Genomic DNA, 20,739 nt, shown 5'->3' on the forward strand with positions numbered 1-20,739 from the left:
TGCTCATTAATTCTCCCAAGCTTTTCTAAGTCGTCTGACACAATCTGGAATGTCTTCCAAATCAATCTTACTAAATCCAAGAAATAGACTTTCCTGCAAGCAATCGGCTTTTTCTTGCCAAAATTGCATGGTGTCATAAACTCGAACACCTTCTTTTTCTGCACGCTTGATAACATCACACTGGTTGATTTTATCCGGAAAAGTCACCAAAAAATACTGTCCACTGACGTTTGAAGACAATTTTATCGGCGCATTAAACTGCTCAAACTCCTTTTTAAAGGCTTCATAGCGCTTTTTGAAAACATGATTCATCTTGCGAACTAAGCGGTCATAATCACCACTTGATAGGATATTGGCTAGAGCAATCTGATTTAACAGATTGACCGTGCTATTGTAGAGCTTGAATTTTTCTAGAAAACTCTCAGTGAACTGTTCCGGTAAAACCATATAGCCCATACGAAAAGAGGGTGAAAGAATTTTTGAAAAAGTCCCCAGATAAATCACTCGATCCAGATAATCAATTGATTTCAAGGCTGGAATGGGACGTTGGTAATAGCGGAGCTCGCTGTCATAGTCATCCTCAAGAATAAAAGAATTGTGCGCTTCAGCAAAACTCAAGAGTTCACGACGTCTAGAAATCGGCATGATCATACCAAGCGGAAATTGGTGAGATGGTGTGGTGTAAATCATTTCAATCTCAGCATTTCTATCTACCTGCGTCAATTCTAAGCCCTTGTCATCAACGTCAGCAGTTATGATAGGATAGTTATTTTTCTTAAAGATTTCACGCGCCTTGGGATAACTCGGGTCCTCCATCAAGACACTTCTTTTCGTATTCCCTAAAAACTGGCAAATATAATCCAGCGATTGTTGAAGCCCGCTAGTGATAATGATTTGGTCTGGATGACATTTTACCCCACGAATACGCTCCAGATAACGACTGATTTCCTTCCTCAGCTTGTACTCTCCCTGAAAAGGCTGCAAGGTCGACAATTGCTCTGCTTTATCTAGCTCATCAAGGGCATTTTGATAATGTTTTTTCCAAACTTTCTTGGGAAATAGATTACTAGTATGGCTGCTGTTGGTCAAATCGTAAACAATGTGGTCGTCATCAGACTTGGCTTCAGTTTTTGAAATGGGCTCGGTCAAAGTTCTTTCTGACTGAAAAGCCTTTGGCATTTTTAAAACGTAAAAGCCTGCATTTTGACGGCTCTCGATATACCCTTCTAGGGTCAGCTGCATGTAAGCTCGGTCAACCGTATTTCGGCTGACGCTTAGCATTTTTGCTAGGGTTCGTGTTCCTAACAGTTTCTCATCAGGCGCTAAATAGCCCTGCAAAATATCTGATTTTATCTGTTGGTAAATCTGCTGGTACAGGGGACTACTCCCTGCACTGCGATTAAGATGTATCATATTTCCTCCAAAGTGGCACCTAAAAATTTTTAAATACTGGTACTTTTTATTATACCACGTATCCTTTACAATTTAGACTGAGGTGAAAAAATGAAGCAAAATCGTACAAATGATAGCAAATATATTTTCTTAATTTTTCTAGCTATCTGTTTTTTAGCAACTGGTGGCATCTTTGTCAAACTCAGTCCCCTACCACCAATCAACACTGGATTTTACCGTGTTTTATTTTCCATTCCTATGTTGATGCCTTTTCTCAAGAAGTCTGAGTTACAGGCTTTAAACCGCAAACAAATCGCAACAATCGTTTTAGCGGGAGCATTTTTAGCAGGGGATTTGACTTTATGGAATAGCTCATTTTCGTATACTAGTGTGGCTAATGCCAATCTTTTGGTGAATCTTACCCCATTCACTGTTATTCCAGTCAGTTATTTCCTATTCAAAGAAAAAATGACGCCTAAATTTTTGTTTGGCGGTCTCGTTACACTTATTGGTGTGCTGGTTCTCATGGCAAATAAAGTGAGTATGTCTCCAGACCGTCTGCTTGGAGATTCACTGAGTCTTGGCTCATCTGTCTTTTACGCCATGTTTATGATTACAGTTTACAAATTGCGCGATTCGGTAACATCAACCATCATTATGTTTATCAGTGCTTTTGGAACTCTACTGGTACTAGCTACTGTGATTTTCTTTACCGAAGGCTTTTATGTGCCACAGAATTTTGGTGAGCTTTGGCCACTTTTGGCACTAGCTCTCGTCTCTCAAATTTTAGGGCAAGGCTTATTAGCTTATTGTTTGGGAAAAGTAAATGCTTGCCTATCATCCTTAATTACCCTATCTCAGCCAGTCGTTGCCGCATTATACGCTTGGGTAATTTTTAACGAGAACTTAAATCTGCAAACTGTCATCGCCATTTTAATTACATTGACAGGTGTTTACCTTGCTAAAACACAAACATCAACTAACATCGCACAAGAAAAAGCTTAGTCTTTTTAATTGTTACATTCAAAACAGAAACATCCTCAAAACTTAATTCACACTTCAATTTTCATGCTCAACTAAAAAGGATTGCAATAAACACTTAATTGTGACTGCAATCCTTTTTTTATTTTGTGAAAAATTCACCTATAAAGAAGTTGAGAATCTTATCTCGTACTCCTTTTAATCTATACTAACTGGTAAGAACTTGTTGAATCATAGCACAAATAAATGCCAAATTTATCAGTAAATAAACCTGAAGAAATCTGATTTCACCTGGAAAAAGTAACGGAAACTCTTGTGTATTTTCTTTTTTTCGATAATATTTTGAAAAAAAGATACTGATTTCACCAATTAACAAAGAAATAATAAAGAATACATAAAGAAATATTCTATTGTCATAACCATCAGGTATACCATTATTGAAATGTACCACAATTATCTCAGGTGAGAATAAAAATAGAGCCGTTGCAAAGACAAATACTAAAAAATAAAGCAACCTAACATATAAAGAAAATTTGTTCATGTTACACTTCCAATAAACTAGTTAATTTTATAATGTCTAATTTCTTAAAAAGTATACAACTTAAAAATAATTTTTCAAGTGTTAACATTCATAGCACAGGAAAAACTATCTTTCCGGCATGTTATGGATGGCTTGTCCGATAGTGTCTAGGAAGGCTTCGTACATGTTTTCTGAGAAGGTTGGGTGCCCATGGATAGCTTGAGCCACGTCATCAACGGTCAATTCATTTTCCATGATAGTTGCTGCTTCGTTGATGAGCTCCGCGGCTGCTGGTCCAATGATATGAACCCCCAAGATTTCATGGTACTTGCTATCTGCAATGACTTTGACAAATCCTTGGGCTTCATTTGAAGCGATAGCACGTCCATTTCCTGAAAAACTTGATTTGCCAATCAAAATATCACCGTATTGCTTGCGCGCAGCTTCTTCGGTCAATCCGACCATGGCAACTTCTGGATGCGTATAAACTGCTGCGGGAGTGTACTTGAGTTTTGCTTTGCGATGATTATCAGAAAGAGCATTCTCAGCAGCCACTTCTCCCATGCGGTAAGCAGCGTGCGCCAGCATTTTCTGACCGTTGACGTCGCCTGGAGCATAGATGCCTGGTATTGACGTCTCTTGATAATCGTTAACTTTGATACGATTGTCGTCCATCTCTAAGTCGAGATTTTCAAGACCTTTCATCTGTGGCACACGTCCAATAGATAGCAGAGCTTTATCAGCTTGGAGAGTCTCACCATTTGTTAATTTCAAGCTTAAGTAACTTGTCTCATCAATGATTTCGCTCACCCCAACATTTGTCTTAATGGTCATGCCTTTTTTCGTCAAGATGTTTTGCAATTCTTGTGAGATTTCTTTGTCCATTGCTGGAATAATGCGGTCAGCCATTTCGATAACAGTCACCTCAACGCCGTAAGATGCCCAGACCAAACTAAGCTCGATACCAACAACGCCACCACCCATGACAACAAGAGATTTCGGCATCTCACGTAAATCAAGAATCTCATCAGATGTCAAAACACGTGGCGAATCAATGCCAGGAATATTGATACGTGACACTTTGGAACCTGTAGCAAGAATAATTTTGCGCCCTTTGATGATTTCAGAACCGATATGGACTGTTTTATCAGGATTGACTTTGGCAAGTCCATTAAAGATGGCTACTTTATTGGCTTTTAGAAGTGAACGGACACCGCCTGTTAAGGTTTTAACAACCGCATTTTTAAAGTCAACGGTCTTATCCATGTCAATGCTATAATCCGTTGAGACAAGATTAATGCCTCGACCTGCAGCGATTTTAAGGCCGTCTAAAATTTCAGCATTCTTGAGATAAGTCTTGGTTGGGATGCAACCGACATTCAAGCAAGTGCCACCAAATTCTGATTTTTCAATGATAGCAACCTTAGCCCCTAACTGTGCGCCACGAATGGCGGCATAATAACCCGCAGGTCCACCACCGACGACAATCAAATCATATTCATCAGCCGCTAAATCAGCTGCGCTAAAATCTCCAGCTTTAGCAGAAACAGCATTTGGCACTTCAAGACCTGCAGACTCAAGTTGACTAGCAGCTTCCTTGAGACTGACATCTTCAGCAAGCACTTCCCCTTCTGCTCCGATATAGCCAATCACTTCAGTCACTGGCACCACATCACCATCTGGGTGCACGATTTTCAAAAGCAAGCCCGAATCCTCGGCCTCAACTTCAATATTTGTCTTGTCAGACATGATTTCAAGGAGAATGTCACCTTCATTTACAACATCGCCTTCAGCTTTTTTCCACTCAAGAATTTCTCCTTCTTGCATGTCCACACCAAGCTTTGGCATGATAATTTCTACTGCCATAAATTTCCTTCCTTATCTTTTTAATCTCAAATCAGTAGTTGCAAAGGATTTTCCAACAGCGCTTTTAAATCCAACATAAATTTAGCGCCATTCATCCCGTCGACCAAACGGTGATCAATGGTCAAGCTAAGTCCCATAATTGGACGAATCACTACCTGTCCATCAATAGCAACTGGCGTGTCAACAGTCGCAGAAATCCCTAAAATGGCAGAGTTTGGCTGGTTGATAATCGGGTTAAAGGACTTAACTCCAAACATCCCTAGGTTTGTGATAGAGAAAGTTGACCCAGACATATCAGCTGCTTTTAATTTACCAGCTTGCGCTTTCTGAATCACATCTTTTGAGGCAACCACAAAATCAGACAAGGTCATCTTATCAGCACCATGAACAACTGGAACCACCAAACCATCTGGCAAGCCCACGGCAATACCCAGATTAACAAAATGATGCAACTCAATAGCTTTCGCGTCATTAATCAAAGAGGCATTTAAATAACGATGCTCCTCTTTCATCAAGGTCTTCGTAACCGCAAGTCCAATCAGGTCGGTAACAGTCACCTTGTAGCCCGTTTTTGCCATGATTGGCTCAATCAACTGCTTACGAAGCGCCAAAAGATTCGTCATATCAATGTCATAATCAAGCGTGAAAGTTGGAGCTGTAAAGTAAGACTTCGACATGCCTTTTGAAATCGCCTGACGCATGGCAGACATTTTAATCACTTCGATACCATCTGGCACACTGTGAACCTCCTCACTACTCTCATTCTTATCGGCACCTGCTTTAGCAAGGACATCATCTTTAGTAATCTTGCCACTAGCACCAGTTCCAGCGATACCAGAAAGCTCAAGGCCCATATCTGCCGCAATCTTACGAGCAAGCGGCGTGACGCTCACCTTAGCAAACTTCGCCACGTCATCTTTATGAATACGCCCATTTTCACCAGTCCCACTGATGCTATCAAGCACGATTCCACGCTCTGCGGCTAGCTTTCTTGCTGCTGGTGTCGCACGTATCTTACCTTTTTGAAAAATAGCTGGCGCATCAGACGGTTGAGAGAAATCAGCTGATGCTTCCTGAACAGGCTCTAACTGTTCAGCCTGCCCTTCTCCCACCAAATCATCAACGTTTTCCCCTACTGCTCCGATATAGCCGATTACCTCAGTCACTGGCACCACGTCGCCAGCAGGATGCACGATTTTCAGTAGAACACCTGAGTTTTCAGCTTCGATTTCCATATTAGTTTTGTCGGACATGATTTCAAGGAGAATGTCACCTTCGTTCACTACATCGCCTTCGGAAAATTTCCACTCGAGAATTTCTCCCTCTTGCATGTCAACGCCAAGTTTTGGCATGATAATCTCATTTGCCACAGAAAGCACCTCCTTTTAATTCGCGCGCCCGTTTCGAGTCATCTTATAAATAGCCGCTTTAATCTTTTCGACATCAGGTAGGATAGCTTGTTCCAAAACACTGGCATAAGGCACTGGTACATCTTCACTCGCCAAACGCACAATTGGATAATCAAGATAATCAAAAGCTTCGCTTTCTGTAACCTGCGCAGCTATTTCTCCAATAAAACCACCTGTTTTATAAGCGTCATTGACTAACATCAACTTGCCCGTTTTCTTAACCGAATTGATAATCAAATCCTTATCAAGCGGAATGAGGGTGCGAGGGTCAACCACTTCAACGCTAATGCCGTCAGCAGCAACTTCATCAGCAGCTTTAAGAACACGCTCTAACATGCGACCATAAGTCACAATCGTCAAATCAGTCCCTTCTCGCTTAATGTCTCCCTTACCAAGTGGAATGTACTCATCACTATCAAGAGAAACCTCTTCTTTCTTGCCATAAAGTGCCTTAGGCTCCATGAAAATGACAATATTGTTATCTCGAATAGCTGATTTTAAAAGGCCCTTGGCGTCATTTGCAGTACCAGGTGCTACTACTTTTATCCCTGGAATATGTGTCAGCCAAGCCTCCAAAGATTGCGAATGCTGAGCCGCTGAACCGATTCCTGAACCTGATGCTACCCGAAAAGTGACCGGCGTTTTCAACCCACCACCAAACATGTAATTGTTTTTAGCACCATTGTTGACAATGGCATCCATCATAATGGTGATAAAATCCATGAAAGTCACGTCAACAATCGGACGAAGACCTGTAATAGCAGCTCCAATTGCACTCCCAGCAATAGCCGCTTCTGAAATTGGAGTGTCTCTGACACGTTCTGGACCAAATTCTTCAAACATTCCTACAGACGTGCCAAAATCTCCGCCGTAAATTCCGACATCTTCTCCCATGAGAAAAATGGTCTCATCTTTTCGCATTTCTTCTGTCATGGCAAGATTGATTGCCTCGCGCAAGGCCATTTGTTTTGTTTCAGTCATTATTTTTCTCCTCTATTAACGAAAGGCTGCTTAGTCTACCCAGACATCTTCAAAAGCGACTGACAAATCTGGTGCAGGACTATTTTTAGCAAATTCATAAGCCTCATCGACTTCTTTCACCACTTGAGCATCAATAGCATCAAGTTCGGCAATACTTGCTAGCTCATGTTCCGTCAAATAAGTACGGAATTTGACAAGCGGATCTTTTTTCTTCCACTCACCCACCTCTTCTTTGCTGCGATATTTTCCAGCATCAGCTGTTGAATGCCCGAACCAACGGTAAGATTCTACCTCAACAATCGCAGGGCCATTACCAGAACGCACATGTTCCACTGCCTTGCCCATTGTCTCGTAAACTGCTAAAACATCATTGCCATCCTCACAATAAAATCCTGGAATACCATAAGCTTCTGCGCGTGTATAAAGGTGAGGTGTATTTGTCGCACGCTTGATATTCATCGAAATTCCGTAGCGATTATTGATGATATAAAAAATCACTGGGAGTTTCCAAGTAGCTGCTAAGTTGACCGATTCATGAAAAGAGCCTTCGTTGGTTGCCCCGTCGCCAGAAAAAGCCACAACGATATTACCAGTTTTTTGATAATCTTGGGTAATAGCTGCGCCAACAGCAAGGGCATATCCACCACCAACAATCCCATTCGTGCCGTAATTGCCTTTTTCAAAATCAGCCAAGTGCATAGAACCACCGCGACCTTTTGACACACCCGTTGCTTTTCCAGCAAGCTCGGCCATCATTTTATTCAAATCCATATCTTTGGCAATGCTTTGTCCGTGACCACGGTGGTTTGAAAAAATAATATCATCGTAAGATAAATGAGCAATCGCTCCAACACTAGCCGCCTCTTCTCCAACAGAAAAGTGCGTCATTCCTTGGACAAAGCCACGACGGACTAGCTTATTAATTCGCATATCAAATTCACGAATACGCTGCATCTTCAGATACATTTCCATATATAGTTCTCGAGACAAAGTCATCTTTTGCCCTCCAAATATCTTTCTTAGTTAGTCCATTAATCATAAGCTATTATGTCTCAAATCACAAATAATTTAACCGCTTTTTTGGAAGCGTTTAAAGAAAAATAAAAAAGACGCACAGCGCGCCTTGGATTAACAAGATTTCTAAAATTAGTCGGCCAATAAAAAAAGCAAGCGGCCGGGAAAACCACTTGCTTCGGAGTTATATGAAAAGTTTTTAGGATGGTTATATTATATGATTTTCTTTATTAAGCTGCATCCGTCTTAAGACCTATTTTCATTTTTTAGGCATTTCTTTAAACGTATTGACTTATCTGCAAAAAGTTTTACAATGATAGCAGCAAAGAAAGAATTAGATGGGAGATTAGTTTTTGTTTCAGCACTATAAAATTATTCAACGCTTAATTCATATCCTGTCAGCTCTTGTCTTTATCGTTTCGTGTGCCTGTATTTTCTGGCTATATCAGCACGGTTATCTGACCAATCAGGAAAAAATTCAAGCACTCATCGGTCAGGATAAAGTCTGGGGAGCAATCATGTTCACCATCTTCCAGATGATGCAGGTTGTCGTTCCTATCGTTCCTGCTAGCCTTACTATGATGCTTGCTGTCATGACTTTCCATCCTCTTGTTGGCGTTTTGACAAGTTGTATCGGCATTATTATTGGGACAATGATTTTGTTTTTACTGACACGTTGGTATGGAAAGCGTTTCTGCCTTCTTTTCATCAAAGAAGCCACACTAAAAAAATACGAATCCTTGATTGCTGGACACAAATCTTTTACCGTGATTTTCATTATTTGTATGCTTCTACCTTTTGCCCCTGCAGACTTACTGGTTATGTTAGCAGCTCTCAGTAACATGCCGTTTAAAACCTTCGCTAGAATCATCATCTGCTGCAAACCCATCTCAATTATTGGTCACATTTTACTGCTTTTTTATGGTGGTGAATGGGTCATTCATATCATCTAAGTTCTGGGATTTTTTCTTAGAACTTTTTAGTTATTTTTACAGCGCAAACGTTTGCATTATTTGAACTTTCTGCTAAAATAAAAGAAAAAGTCTTTCTCTTTGAGGTACTCTATCATGACAAATGAAACTTTGATGCAATACTTTGAATGGTATTTACCAAATGACGGTAAACACTGGAAACGTTTGGCAGCCGATGCTTCTCATCTTGCCCAAAAAGGTATCACCAAAATTTGGATGCCCCCTGCTTTTAAAGCGACGCATGATGGTGATGTGGGCTATGGCGTCTATGACCTTTTTGACCTAGGTGAATTTAACCAAAAAGGAACCGTTCGAACAAAATACGGAACAAAAGCTGATTACCTAGAAGCTATTTCAGCTCTTAAAAATAATGGTATTGAGCCTTTAGCTGACGTCATTTTAAATCATAAGGCTGCTGCTGACCACACCGAAACCTTTAAGGTTGTTGAAGTTGCTCCAGAAGACCGAACAAAGGTTCTCAGTCAGCCTTTTGAAATTGAAGGGTGGACAAATTTTACCTTTGAGGGTCGCCACCGTGCCTACAACGACTTTGAATGGCATTGGTACCACTTTACGGGCACAGACTATGATGTCAAAACTGGTAAAACTGGCATTTTCCAAATTCAAGGAGACAACAAAGGTTGGGCAAACCAAGAATTGGTTGACGGTGAAAATGGAAATTACGATTACCTCATGTATGCCGACCTAGATTTCAAACATCCAGAAGTCATCAAAAATATCTACGATTGGGCAGATTGGTTTGTTGAAACAACTGGAGTTAAGGGGTTCCGTTTAGACGCCATTAAGCACATCGATTCTTTCTTCATGGGAAACTTTATCCGTGATATGAAAGCCAAGTACGGCAATAGTTTCTATGTTTTTGGTGAATTTTGGAACGGTGATGAAAAGTCAAATAATGATTACCTAGCAAGTACTGATTATCGGTTTGATTTGGTCGATGTTCGCCTCCACCAAAATCTCTTTGAAGCAAGTAAAGCCAAGGAAACTTATGATTTACGTCAGATTTTCGAGCAAACCTTGGTGAAAAATCATCCAGATTCTGCTGTTACGTTTGTTGATAATCATGATACCCAACGTGGTCAAGCACTGGAATCAACTATCGAAGAATGGTTTAAACCAGCAGCTTATGCTTTGATTCTGCTTCGACAAACTGGACTTCCTTGCATTTTCTACGGAGATTATTACGGCATTTCGGGACAATTTGCTCAGGAAAGCTTCCAAACTGTCATTGATAAATTGCTTGAACTTAGAAAAAACGCCGTTTATGGTCAAGAACTAGATTACTTTGACCAAGCTAACTGTATAGGCTGGACTTGCCTTGGAGATGACAAACACCCTACTGCTCTTGCTGTTCTCATCAACAATAGTAAATCCACATCAAAGCGCATGTTTGTTGGAGAAAAATGGGCTGGTAAATTGTTCACTGATGCTCTTGGCAACCAAACTGAACATGTCCAAATCGATGAGCAAGGCTATGGCGATTTCCTAGTCGGTGAAAAATCAATCAGCACTTGGATACCACTAACAAAATAATGATCTAAAAAAAGCGATTAGAAAATATTTCTAATCACTTTTTGCATATTTATATTTATGTAACAAAACAAATGGTCTATCCTGCTTGTGCTGTTTGCATTTGATAATAAACGCCTTGTTTTGTCATTAATTCATCGTGGGTACCGTATTCTACGATATCACCATCAACCATTACTAAGATACAGTCGGCTGATTGAATCGTTGACAAACGGTGAGCGATGATAAAGCTTGTACGACCTTTCATCAATTTTTCAAAGGCTTCTTGAACAAGGATTTCTGTGCGAGTATCGATAGATGATGTCGCTTCGTCCAAAATCAAGATTTTTGGTAATTTCACAAAAATACGAGCGATGGTCAAAAGCTGACGTTGACCTTGTGACAATGACGCTCCCGCATCAGACAAGTATGTATCATAACCATTTGGCAATTGACGAATGAAGAAATCTGCGTTGGCTGCTTTTGCTGCTGCAATCACTTCTTCACGAGTAGCCTCTGGATTACCATAAGCGATGTTATCATGAATTGTTCCGACTTTTAACCAAGTCTCTTGCAGAACCATCCCGATTTGTTGGCGGAGCTCTTCAACTGAGTAATCAGCCATTGACACGCCATCAAGGTAAATTGCACCCTTATCAACTTCGTAGAAACGCATCAAAAGATTAATCAAAGTTGATTTACCAGCACCAGTCGGCCCAACGATAGCAACTTTTGAAGCGGCAGGGATTGAGAGATTCAAATGATTAATCAAAGTTTTCTGTGGTGTGTAACCAAATGACACATCTTTAAATTCAATTTGTCCTTGAATCTTATCAGCCTCAAGCTGTGCTTTTACTGGAAGTGGCTCGTATTCTTCATCTAAAATATCGTAAAGTCGTTCCGCACAGGCAATGGCACCTTGCAATTCAGACAACACTGATGAAATATCATTAAATGGTTTGGTATATTGAGTGACGTAATTCAAGAAAGTTGTCAATTGACCAACGGTAAAGGCACCTGACATGATACGGAGAGCCCCGACACCTGCAAGCAAAGCGTAAATCAAACTATTGATAAAGCGTGTTGATGGGTTAACCGTTGATGAATAGAAAATGGCACCTTGTGAATAGTCCGCATAAGTATCATTGATTTCTGTGAAAGTATCAATCGCTGCTTCTTGCGCATTAAAGACATGCAAAAGACTTTCTTGACGAATCATCTCTTCAATGTACTGCGTTTGGCGACCACGAGATTTAGTTTGTTTTTGATACAAATGATAGCTCTTATTAGCAATAAAGCGTGCTAAGAAAAGAGATAAAGGTGTCAAAATAAGCACCAAACCAAGCATCAATAAATCAATGTCAGCCATTGTCACGATAGTAATGATAATTGTCAAAACCCCAATGAAAAATTGGTTGAAGACCATCAAGAGACCATTACTTAATTGCTCAGCGTCAGTTGTGACACGACTGACCAAATCACCAGAGCTTTTCTTATCCAAATAAGAAATCGGCATTTGGTTCAATTTTGCCATAACTCTTTGACGAAGATCATAGATATAACCAAAGGTCAAACGATTGTAAATCAATGGATTCAACCACTGAACCAAAGTATTTAGACCAATGACAATTGCCATTTTCGTGATAATCGGGATAATCAAGGTCAATGATTTTGGTGATAACACCACGTCAACTGCATTACCAATTAGGACAGGAAGGTAAACCGTTAGAGCCACTTGGGCAATTGTTCCAAGAGTCGCTCCAATCACAAGTCCCTTTTGAGAAAGAAGTTCTTTAAACAAACGACGACTTGTATCAGATTGTTTTCTAGCTTTCATCTTCTAGTCCTCCTTTCCTTTTTGGTGTTGTGAGTAATGGATGTCTCGGTAAAGCTCATTAGTTGCAAGCAATTCATCGTGACTAGCAAATCCTAGTTGATGTCCCTTATCCAAAAGCAAAATCTTATCAGCAGCCTTCAAACTATTAGTACGTTGTGAAATCAAAATCAAAGTTGTATCACTCAATTGCTCATGAATAGCAGTCAATAATTTTGATTCTGTCAAGTAATCAAGGGCTGATGTAGAATCATCCAAAATAAGAAGCGGAGCTTTTTGAACAATAGCACGCGCAATCGTCAAACGTTGACGTTGTCCTCCAGAGAAATTACGGCCAAAGGCTTCAACTGTCGCATCTAACTGTCCTTCTTTTTCAGAAACAAAATCACTCGCTTGTGCAATATCCAAAGCTTTCCAAAGCGTCTCATCGCTCACATCACCCTTCATTCCTAGAGTTAAGTTAGAACGAATCGTACCTTGGAAAAGCTCGGCTTTTTGCGGCACCACATTGACCCATGAGCGCCACTCACCTAAGGTTTTAGGCGATTTTTGATTTTGGAAAATGGCTAAGCGACCTTCCTGAGGTGTGTAGAGATGTGTAAGGAGTTCAACTAAGGTTGATTTCCCTGAACCAGTTCCCCCAATAACTCCTAAAAAGTCACCTGGATTTAGTTGAAAATCAATGTGTGATAGTGATGGTTCTGCTGCTGTTGGATAAGTGAAGCTCATATCACTCACGCTAACCGCAAAATCAGATGTCATTTCTTCAAGCTCAGTCGACAAGTCTTCAGACTCTTTTTCAAAAACTTCTGTGATACGTTTAGCACTGATAAATGATTGGTTAAGAGAGGTTACAAGCATTGTCATCTTAAGCAATTCAGTCAAAATTTGCAAAAGGTAGTTAACCAAGGCAATCAACATTCCTTGAGAAAGAAGACCTTTACCGATTTGGATATTTCCTTGCCAAATCACAAGAACCAAAGTGCTATTAACCACAAGGTAAGTCAGTGGAGTTACCAAACTTGATAAGCGCCCCGCTTTTAATTGCAAGTCAGTGTAGTTTTGGTTAGCAGCCGCAAATTCTCTTTCTTCTTTGTCCACTTGACCAAAAGCTCGAATAACACGAACCCCTTCCAACTGCTGACGTGTCATGTTAACAATCTTATCTGTTGCACGACGAATGCTAGCATAAATTGGATTCAACAGATGTGACATGGTAAAGACAATCATAAATAAAATGGCAACCATGACCAAAAAGTCGATAGTCATCTTAGGGCTGATATTAAAAGCCATGATGATGGCACCAAAGACAATAATCGGCGCGCGTAAGAAAAGACGCAAGAATTGGTTAATTCCTGTTTGGATTTGGTAAGTATCGCTGATTAAGCGTGTTACCAAACTTGAAGTTGTCAGTTTATCACGGTCTTCCTTACTCAAGCCCATGATTTTTTTAAACAAATCTTTGGTCAGCTGACGCGTATAGCCAACTGCGGCTTTTGAAGAAAAGTATTGTGCGGTAATCGCCACAATGACACCGACAACAGCGAATAGGAACAAAAGTCCAATCATCAAAACAAGATTCATCTTGTTATTGCTTGGAATAATCGTATCAACGATTCGCGCAATGATAATAGGAACTAATAATTCAAAAGATGCTTCAAACAATTTGAAAAGGGGACCTAAGATAGTCTCTTTAAGGTACCCTTTGAAATAACGACTTAAATATTTCATATTTCTCTTTTTTAATAGAGATATTAAACTCTAAACCTTACTATTTTAAAATAAGCTCATTAATTCAATCAAATATAAATTAAAATGAACCTCACGCGAGTAGTAAATATTACCACCATTTCGATATAGCTGTCCACCTGAAATCAAAGCCAGAGGATGATAGTAAAAATAAGATTCACCAGTCGTGTTACCAAGACTTGGAGCTACTACATCGCGTGAATAAGTTTTAGCTAAAGTAATTGTATTTTTACTACCGTGCCTTGCAACATAATCAATATAAGATGTTCCAAAGTTATAAGCTTGAACAGCTGTCCAAACATCTACTCCTGCCTCATGGGCTAAAGAAAGATTTTCTGAAAGGACTGTGACCCCTTGGCGAATACTCGTTTTACTATCAGTGATGGAATTAGCAACGCCGTCTGAACTTTCACTAGATTGCATAACGTCGCCATCATTTCCCTTTGTTTCTGTGTAAATCATTGCCAAGACCAACTCAACGTTGGCTGTGGTGTCATTATCGTCTAAAATCTCTTTGACCATGCTTTTATACTGCAATACATTATGAACATTTTCATGAGTGACGTAAACTTGGTAGCCACAGAAAATGACAAATGCCAGTACAATCAGGCGTTTTAAGAACTTAAACATTATTTATTTTGAATATCCTCTATATTTTTAATCAAGATGGAATAGGTTCCATTTGGATTTTGAATAAATTCAACCGACTCAGCGTCTTCATAAACATTATTAGGAACAATCAATTGAATACCATTTGACAGTGATAATTTTTGATTCTCTAATTTTTTCGTTTGGCGCGAATGGTCAATGTCTGAGACCTGAATTGGCTCTGGGATGCTCTCTTTCAACTCATCAACAAAGGTTAAACGAGCTGTTAAATTATTGTCAAAGAGTTGATCTGCCAATTTTTCAGGTGATAATTCTTGCTCTTCTTCCAAATTTTTATGAATAGCTGCTTTCATTTTAGATTGGAAAGCAAAATCATCTTGTTGGAAGTTTTCAGCAATTTTTTGGGCTGCTTGTTCCACCATTTTAATCGATTTTTTGACCGACTGTTCAGGCTGAACTTGCAAGAGATTCTCTGAGAAATAGTTGGCAAAGCTACCATTGTGCTTAATGCGTTTTTCAATCAAATAATAATGATGGTTAACACGATTAATCACCAAGGCTTCATCTGGTGTTTGAGCCGCAGATGGGTAATTATTTTGTGTGATTTTAATCGGACTTTCACTGTCACTTGAGATATGCGTGAAATTTTCTCTTAACGCAACACGAAGGAAAGCAAAATGCTCAACACCGTCTTTATCAAATTGGATGAAGACCAAATCATTTGTCTTTTGATTATCAGAAATGACAAACTCTTCTTTCCAAAGCTGAGCGATTTTAACGGATGATTCCATCAAATCATCACTCAAATAACTAAGAAAGACATTGTCTTCTGAGAACGTTCCACGTTTGGCTTCATCTGAGAAAACTTTGCTTAATTTTTTACGAAAATACTCATCAATACGCGGCGTAATCGTCAATAACTGATCTGACAAAATCAATTCCGTATCATTTGGCGTAAATTGATGAATAACAATGCGTTTAATATACAAATCAATCATGGTTAAGTCTGTCTGAACACTTAAAAGTGTTCAGCTGTTCGTTAATAAAGTGGGAAAGCATCTGTCAATGCTTTAACCTCACGACGAACCTCCTCTAAAATAGTTTCGTTTTGATAGTTTTCAAGAGCTTTTACAATCAATTCAGCAATAAGGCATGATTCTTTCTCACCCATTCCACGACTGGTAATGGCTGGTGAACCAATACGAATACCAGATGTCTTAAATGGTGACAAGGTTTCAAATGGAATTGAATTTTTGTTGAGCGTAATGTTAACAGACTCAAGAATATTTTGTGCCAATTTTCCATTTTCAACCACTTTAGTCACGTCAACCAAAAAGACGTGGTTATCTGTACCGCCTGAAATGACACGGAAATCAGAGTGTTGATTAAAGACATCAGCCATAGCAGCTGCATTTTTAATCACCTGTTCACCGTATTCTTTGAAAGCTGGATCCAGCGCTTCTTTTAGAGCGACAGCTTTTCCAGCAATCACATGCATCAATGGACCACCTTGAAGACCCGGAAAGACTGCAGAATTAATCTTCTTAGCAATAGCTTCATCATTTGTCAAAATGAGTCCGCCACGAGGGCCACGAAGGGTTTTGTGAGTAGTTGTCGTTGTCACATGAGCATATGGGACTGGACTTGGGTGATGACCAGATGCCACAAGACCAGCAATGTGGGCCATATCAACCATTAGATAAGCACCAACGCTGTCTGCAATCTCGCGAAATCTCGGAAAATCAATAATACGTGAATAAGCTGATGCCCCAGCAACGATTAACTTAGGTTTGACTTCCTTAGCCAAATCTGCCAATTTATCATAATCGATACGTTCTGTGACAGGGTCAACTGAATAAGAGATAAAATGGTATGTTTTTCCTGAAAAGCTGACTGATGCCCCATGAGTCAAGTGACCTCCCGCAGCCAAATCCATTCCTAAGACAGTATCCCCAGGTTGGATTAAAGCCATGTATGCTGCGGCATTAGCTTGACTTCCTGAATGCGGTTGAACATTGGCAAACTTAGCACCAAACAATTCTTTGGCACGTTCGATAGCCAAATTTTCAACCACGTCCACACAATCAGTACCGCCATAATAACGTTTGCCAGGATAACCTTCGGCATATTTATTTGTCAGTACTGTTCCTTGAGCTGCCATAACAGCTTTAGAAACAACATTTTCAGAGGCAATGAGTTCAATGTTATTTTGTTGACGAACTTCTTCCGCATGGATAGCTTGCCAAAGTTCGGTGTCAAATGCTTCGTAGTTTTCCTTGTCAAAAATCATATCCTTATCTCCTTTTGATAAGATCAAGTCACAATCTTCTCTCGATTGTAAAAGCCGAAACAGTATCAAATAAATTCCAAATCTAATCTTTTGCAAACGTCAACTCAGGGACACGCGCCAACAAATCTTCTTTTGTAATAGCTCCCTGACGTAAAATACGTGCAAAATCACCAGACAAATCCAAAATTGTCGAGTCAACACCAGTGATGGCAGCATCGTCAGCAAGCCCTTCAACTGAGTTGCCAAACTGCTTCTGAATTTGTACAAAAACTTTGCCACTTTCTTGACCAGAAATATTGGCTGACGGTCCAATGAGAGGACCGGTCTCTTTAATAAGTGCCAAAGTCTGCGGGTGTTTTGGAATTCTAAAACCAATTGTTGATAAGCCAGAATTGATCCAAGCTGGCACACGGTCATTTGCCTGTAAAATAATGGTTAACGGTCCAGGTAAAAAAGCATCATACAGTTTTTTAAGATAAGATGGCTGATTTTTGGAAAAAGCTAAAATTGTCTCATAATCTGCCACATTAAGATTCATGGCTTTGTCTTTAGGACGACGTTTTAAGTGATACACATGTTCAACTGCTTCATCATTCATGGCTTGTGCAAAAAGCCCATAGACGGTTTCTGTCGGCAAAATCACCGCACCACCCGTTTGAAGTATTTCTTCCAAATTAGCCATTATCCATCACGACCATTCTATCTTTACCAAATATGTCTTCTAAGACACGGACACGTTTTTGTGGGAAATGTTTGCTAAGCAAAGCACGCAAACCATCTCCTTGCTTGTAGCCAATTTCAAAATAAAGTTTACCATTTTCTGATAAATGCTCACCAGCACCTTCGATAATTTGACGGTAAATAGCAAAGCCATCCTCGTCCGCAAAAAGCGCCAAGTGAGGTTCAGAAGCAAGAACATTCACCCCAACTTCATCCTTATCATCATAAGCAATATAAGGCGGGTTTGAAATAATCACATCAAAAGTCCCTGTAATCTGGCTAAAAACATCTGATGCCACAAAATCAAGCGACACTTGATTGAGCTTACTGTTTTCTTCAGCCAATTGCAGAGCAGCTTGCGAGATATCTGAGGCTGTAACTTGCCAGTCAGGTCGCGCAGACTTAAGTGAAATGGCAATAGCTCCGCTGCCCGTTCCAATATCTAAAACACGTAAATCTGCTTTACCATTTTCCTTTAAAACCAAATCAACCAATTCTTCCGTTTCAGGTCTCGGAATCAAGACACGCTCATCAACCGCAAGCTCCAAATCACGAAAATAAGCTTTTCCAGTGATGTACTGCGGTGAACGATGATCTTCTAGCTGACCCATGATTGACTCAAGGAGCTTCTGATCTGATTCAGTCACTTCTTTATTTTGATGTAAGATGAAATCAAGAAGACTCCAGCCCTTTAACTCACGAAAAACGTAAGTGAGGTTTTCTGGATCTTCTCCAATTTCTTGTAAGTTTTTTTCTAGTTGGCTGATTGTTTCAGCGTAGTTCATTATTTATTTAACTCTTCTAGTTTCTTAGTTTGATCAAAAAGAATAAGCGCATCAATCACTTCATCCAATTTACCTGACAAAATGCTATCAAGTTTTTGCAATGTCAAACCAATACGGTGGTCTGTCACACGGTTTTGTGGGAAGTTATATGTACGGATACGTTCTGAACGGTCACCAGTACCAACTGTTGATTTACGTTCAGCATCTTGTTCATCTTGAGCGATTTGAGCAAAGTGGTCAGCGACACGCGCACGGATAACTTTCATGGCTTTATCGCGGTTCTTTTGTTGTGTACGTTCTTCTTGCATTTCAACTTTGATACCAGTTGGAATGTGAACCATACGAACGGCAGTCGCAACTTTGTTGACGTTTTGTCCACCAGCACCTGATGCGTGGTAGATATCTACACGCAAATCTTTTGGATCGATTTCGTATTCAACTTCTTCTACTTCTGGCATAACAAGGACAGTAGCTGTTGATGTGTGAACACGACCTTGGCTTTCAGTTACAGGGACACGTTGCACACGGTGAGCACCTGATTCATATTTCAATTTAGAATAAACAGATTGACCTGATACCATGACAACAACTTCTTTGATACCACCGACACCATTGTATGAGGCTTCCATAACTTCAAATTTCCAGCCTTGGCTTTCAGCGTATTTTTGGTACATTTGAAGAAGGTCACCAGCAAATAGAGCAGCTTCATCACCACCAGCGGCACCGCGAATTTCCAAAATGATGTTCTTATCATCGTTAGGGTCTTTTGGTAAAAGAAGAATTTTAAGTTTTTCTTCGTAATCTTCTTTTGCTGCTTTTGATTCTTTGAGTTCTTCTTTTGCCATTTCTTCAAGTTCTGGATCGCCACCAGCATCTTTAATCATTTCTTCGGCATCTTCGATGTTTTGAAGAACTTTTTTGTATTCACGGTAAACGGCTACTGTTTCACGCGTGCTTGCTTCTTCTTTTGACAAAGCCATGAAACGTTTTGTATCACTAACGACATCTGGGTCACTTAGTAATTCTCCTAATTCCTCATAACGGTCTTCGACCGCTTGTAGCTGATCATAAATGTTCATGTGTGTTTGTTATCCTCTCTCTTACAAATTCATTTCTTATTTTTCAGTTGAAATCATGGGATTAAAATAGTGTTTACGGCAAACAGGGATGTAAGTTTCATTTCCACCAATTTGAATTTGGTCTCCCTCGTAAACCGGTTTTCCATTTTCAGTTCGCAAAACCATTGTGGCTTTTTTTGAGCAAAATTGGCAAATGGTTTTAATTTCATCAATTTTATCTGCTAAAAGCAGTAGGTATTTTGAACCTTCGAATAATTCATTCTGAAAATCATTTTTTAACCCAAAAGCCATCACAGGGACTTCTAGTTCATCAACTACACGAGCTAATTCATAGACATGCTTTTTCGTTAAAAACTGACATTCATCAATAAGAACACAATAAGGTTTCTCTGGTAAAGCTTTGACGTAAGCAAAAACATCCATCTCATTAGTAATTGCAATAGCTTCACGGCGCATACCGATACGACTAGAAACAACACCATAACCATCACGTGTATCAAGTGCTGAAGTCATGATGACAACAGGTTTTCCTTGTTCTTCATAGTTATGAGCTACTTTCAAAATTTCAATGGTCTTACCAGAATTCATGGTTCCATATTTATAATAGAGTTGAGCCAAAAGTGACAATCCTACCTTCTACTAATATTCTACTATTCTACCATAAAATCGCTCATGGATAAACAAGTAGGATAAGCAAATTAACCAGACAAAAACGTCTACACCCCACCAGACTAAGTATTTGACCAACAAAAAAAGCTAAAGCAAAATTTGCTTTAGCTTTTATCACAAAATGTGATATCGGTAACCAACACTATTGAATAACAAATCAACGCACTAAAGAGCGACTAAAACGCCACTCCTTGTGCTGTTAAGTTGTTAATGCTCACTGAAAATTATAACACAGCAAGTCATGTAAATTTGATGACACTTTATTAAAAGAATCACGATTATGTTACAAAAATATTTAAGAAACAGTATTGACGAAGGAAAAACAATGGAGTATCTTATA

Annotated in this window: 18 protein-coding genes; 3 read left to right on the forward strand and 15 right to left on the reverse strand. The window is 39.6% G+C overall.

All coding sequences use genetic code 11. The annotated features are described in order from the left end of the window. Positions 1–6: 6 nt before the first annotated feature. On the reverse strand, positions 7–1,413 hold the full coding sequence (locus tag E0E02_RS01965; RefSeq protein WP_133017710.1) for a PLP-dependent aminotransferase family protein: 1,407 nt from the start codon (positions 1,411–1,413) through the stop codon (positions 7–9). A 90-nt stretch (positions 1,414–1,503) separates the two neighbouring features. Between E0E02_RS01965 and E0E02_RS01970 the strand changes: the two genes are divergently transcribed. Continuing rightward, a complete protein-coding gene (locus E0E02_RS01970; protein WP_039696939.1) occupies positions 1,504–2,397 on the forward strand; it encodes a DMT family transporter in 894 nt (297 codons plus the stop codon). Between the two features lie 184 nt (positions 2,398–2,581). Here the strand turns inward: E0E02_RS01970 and E0E02_RS01975 are convergent, their stop codons facing one another. The 5 genes from E0E02_RS01975 to E0E02_RS01995 all read right to left on the reverse strand — a co-directional run bounded on the left by E0E02_RS01975 (position 2,582) and on the right by E0E02_RS01995 (position 8,145). Beyond that, positions 2,582–2,914 carry a DUF1648 domain-containing protein gene (locus E0E02_RS01975; RefSeq protein WP_133017711.1) on the reverse strand — a complete coding sequence of 111 codons (333 nt, stop codon included), beginning with the start codon at positions 2,912–2,914 and terminating at the stop codon, positions 2,582–2,584. Positions 2,915–3,019: 105 nt separating this feature from the next. Beyond that, entirely contained in the window at positions 3,020–4,759 is a 1,740-nt protein-coding gene (lpdA, locus tag E0E02_RS01980) for a dihydrolipoyl dehydrogenase (protein WP_133017712.1), read from the reverse strand. A gap of 26 nt (positions 4,760–4,785) precedes the next feature. Further along, positions 4,786–6,129 (reverse strand): dihydrolipoamide acetyltransferase, encoded by a 1,344-nt coding sequence (locus E0E02_RS01985; protein ID WP_133017713.1) that lies wholly within the window; start codon positions 6,127–6,129, stop codon positions 4,786–4,788. Between the two features lie 15 nt (positions 6,130–6,144). Next, positions 6,145–7,149: an alpha-ketoacid dehydrogenase subunit beta gene (locus tag E0E02_RS01990; protein WP_133017714.1), complete on the reverse strand. Its 1,005-nt coding sequence runs from the start codon at positions 7,147–7,149 to the stop codon at positions 6,145–6,147. A gap of 30 nt (positions 7,150–7,179) precedes the next feature. After that, complete coding sequence (locus E0E02_RS01995; protein ID WP_133017715.1) at positions 7,180–8,145, reverse strand: thiamine pyrophosphate-dependent dehydrogenase E1 component subunit alpha; 966 nt, start codon at positions 8,143–8,145, stop codon at positions 7,180–7,182. A gap of 371 nt (positions 8,146–8,516) precedes the next feature. On the opposite strand from E0E02_RS01995, the gene E0E02_RS02000 reads away from it, so the two are divergent. After that, a complete protein-coding gene (locus E0E02_RS02000; protein ID WP_133017716.1) occupies positions 8,517–9,116 on the forward strand; it encodes a VTT domain-containing protein in 600 nt (199 codons plus the stop codon). A 114-nt stretch (positions 9,117–9,230) separates the two neighbouring features. Next, the gene (locus E0E02_RS02005) at positions 9,231–10,688 is read left to right on the forward strand and encodes an alpha-amylase (protein ID WP_133017717.1); all 1,458 of its coding nucleotides are present in this window, start codon (positions 9,231–9,233) and stop codon (positions 10,686–10,688) included. Positions 10,689–10,764: 76 nt separating this feature from the next. On the opposite strand, the gene E0E02_RS02010 is transcribed toward E0E02_RS02005, so the two are convergent. From E0E02_RS02010 to E0E02_RS02050, 9 genes are all read right to left on the reverse strand, one after another. After that, a complete protein-coding gene (locus tag E0E02_RS02010) occupies positions 10,765–12,501 on the reverse strand; it encodes an ABC transporter ATP-binding protein (protein WP_133017718.1) in 1,737 nt (578 codons plus the stop codon). A 3-nt stretch (positions 12,502–12,504) separates the two neighbouring features. Next, on the reverse strand, positions 12,505–14,229 hold the full coding sequence (locus tag E0E02_RS02015; RefSeq protein WP_133017719.1) for an ABC transporter ATP-binding protein: 1,725 nt from the start codon (positions 14,227–14,229) through the stop codon (positions 12,505–12,507). Positions 14,230–14,274: 45 nt separating this feature from the next. Further along, positions 14,275–14,877: a lysozyme family protein gene (locus tag E0E02_RS02020; protein WP_074601803.1), complete on the reverse strand. Its 603-nt coding sequence runs from the start codon at positions 14,875–14,877 to the stop codon at positions 14,275–14,277. Beyond that, positions 14,877–15,854, reverse strand: a complete 978-nt coding sequence (locus E0E02_RS02025; protein WP_039696955.1) for a nucleoid-associated protein — start codon at positions 15,852–15,854, stop codon at positions 14,877–14,879. Before E0E02_RS02025 ends, E0E02_RS02020 begins: the two co-directional genes overlap by 1 nt. 41 nt (positions 15,855–15,895) lie before the next feature. Continuing rightward, a complete protein-coding gene (glyA, locus tag E0E02_RS02030; protein ID WP_133017720.1) occupies positions 15,896–17,146 on the reverse strand; it encodes a serine hydroxymethyltransferase in 1,251 nt (416 codons plus the stop codon). A gap of 82 nt (positions 17,147–17,228) precedes the next feature. Continuing rightward, complete coding sequence (locus E0E02_RS02035; protein ID WP_133017721.1) at positions 17,229–17,828, reverse strand: L-threonylcarbamoyladenylate synthase; 600 nt, start codon at positions 17,826–17,828, stop codon at positions 17,229–17,231. Beyond that, positions 17,821–18,651, reverse strand: coding sequence for a peptide chain release factor N(5)-glutamine methyltransferase (prmC, locus tag E0E02_RS02040; protein WP_133017722.1), 831 nt, complete (start codon positions 18,649–18,651; stop codon positions 17,821–17,823). The genes E0E02_RS02035 and prmC overlap by 8 nt, the downstream gene beginning before the upstream one ends. Next, on the reverse strand, positions 18,651–19,730 hold the full coding sequence (prfA, locus tag E0E02_RS02045; RefSeq protein ID WP_074482165.1) for a peptide chain release factor 1: 1,080 nt from the start codon (positions 19,728–19,730) through the stop codon (positions 18,651–18,653). The genes prmC and prfA overlap by 1 nt, the downstream gene beginning before the upstream one ends. A 36-nt stretch (positions 19,731–19,766) precedes the next feature. Beyond that, a complete protein-coding gene (locus E0E02_RS02050) occupies positions 19,767–20,348 on the reverse strand; it encodes a thymidine kinase (RefSeq protein ID WP_074869362.1) in 582 nt (193 codons plus the stop codon). Between the last annotated feature and the right edge of the window lie 391 nt (positions 20,349–20,739).

It is taken from the genome of Streptococcus sp. KCJ4932, assembly GCF_004352745.1.
Taxonomy (GTDB): domain Bacteria; phylum Bacillota; class Bacilli; order Lactobacillales; family Streptococcaceae; genus Streptococcus; species Streptococcus ruminicola.

Excerpts from the sequence above, each read along its gene's own strand:
- E0E02_RS02005 (WP_133017717.1), top strand. The coding sequence starts at position 9,231 with ATGACAAATGAAACTTTGATGCAATACTTTGAATGGTATTTACCAAAT.
- E0E02_RS01990 (WP_133017714.1), bottom strand. The coding sequence starts at position 7,149 with ATGACTGAAACAAAACAAATGGCCTTGCGCGAGGCAATCAATCTTGCC.
- prfA (WP_074482165.1), bottom strand. The coding sequence starts at position 19,730 with ATGAACATTTATGATCAGCTACAAGCGGTCGAAGACCGTTATGAGGAA.
- E0E02_RS01975 (WP_133017711.1), bottom strand. The coding sequence starts at position 2,914 with ATGAACAAATTTTCTTTATATGTTAGGTTGCTTTATTTTTTAGTATTT.
- E0E02_RS01965 (WP_133017710.1), bottom strand. The coding sequence starts at position 1,413 with ATGATACATCTTAATCGCAGTGCAGGGAGTAGTCCCCTGTACCAGCAG.
- lpdA (WP_133017712.1), bottom strand. The coding sequence starts at position 4,759 with ATGGCAGTAGAAATTATCATGCCAAAGCTTGGTGTGGACATGCAAGAA.
- prmC (WP_133017722.1), bottom strand. The coding sequence starts at position 18,651 with ATGAACTACGCTGAAACAATCAGCCAACTAGAAAAAAACTTACAAGAA.
- E0E02_RS02010 (WP_133017718.1), bottom strand. The coding sequence starts at position 12,501 with ATGAAAGCTAGAAAACAATCTGATACAAGTCGTCGTTTGTTTAAAGAA.
- E0E02_RS02035 (WP_133017721.1), bottom strand. The coding sequence starts at position 17,828 with ATGGCTAATTTGGAAGAAATACTTCAAACGGGTGGTGCGGTGATTTTG.
- E0E02_RS01995 (WP_133017715.1), bottom strand. The coding sequence starts at position 8,145 with ATGACTTTGTCTCGAGAACTATATATGGAAATGTATCTGAAGATGCAG.
- E0E02_RS01970 (WP_039696939.1), top strand. The coding sequence starts at position 1,504 with ATGAAGCAAAATCGTACAAATGATAGCAAATATATTTTCTTAATTTTT.
- glyA (WP_133017720.1), bottom strand. The coding sequence starts at position 17,146 with ATGATTTTTGACAAGGAAAACTACGAAGCATTTGACACCGAACTTTGG.
- E0E02_RS02015 (WP_133017719.1), bottom strand. The coding sequence starts at position 14,229 with ATGAAATATTTAAGTCGTTATTTCAAAGGGTACCTTAAAGAGACTATC.
- E0E02_RS02020 (WP_074601803.1), bottom strand. The coding sequence starts at position 14,877 with ATGTTTAAGTTCTTAAAACGCCTGATTGTACTGGCATTTGTCATTTTC.
- E0E02_RS02025 (WP_039696955.1), bottom strand. The coding sequence starts at position 15,854 with ATGATTGATTTGTATATTAAACGCATTGTTATTCATCAATTTACGCCA.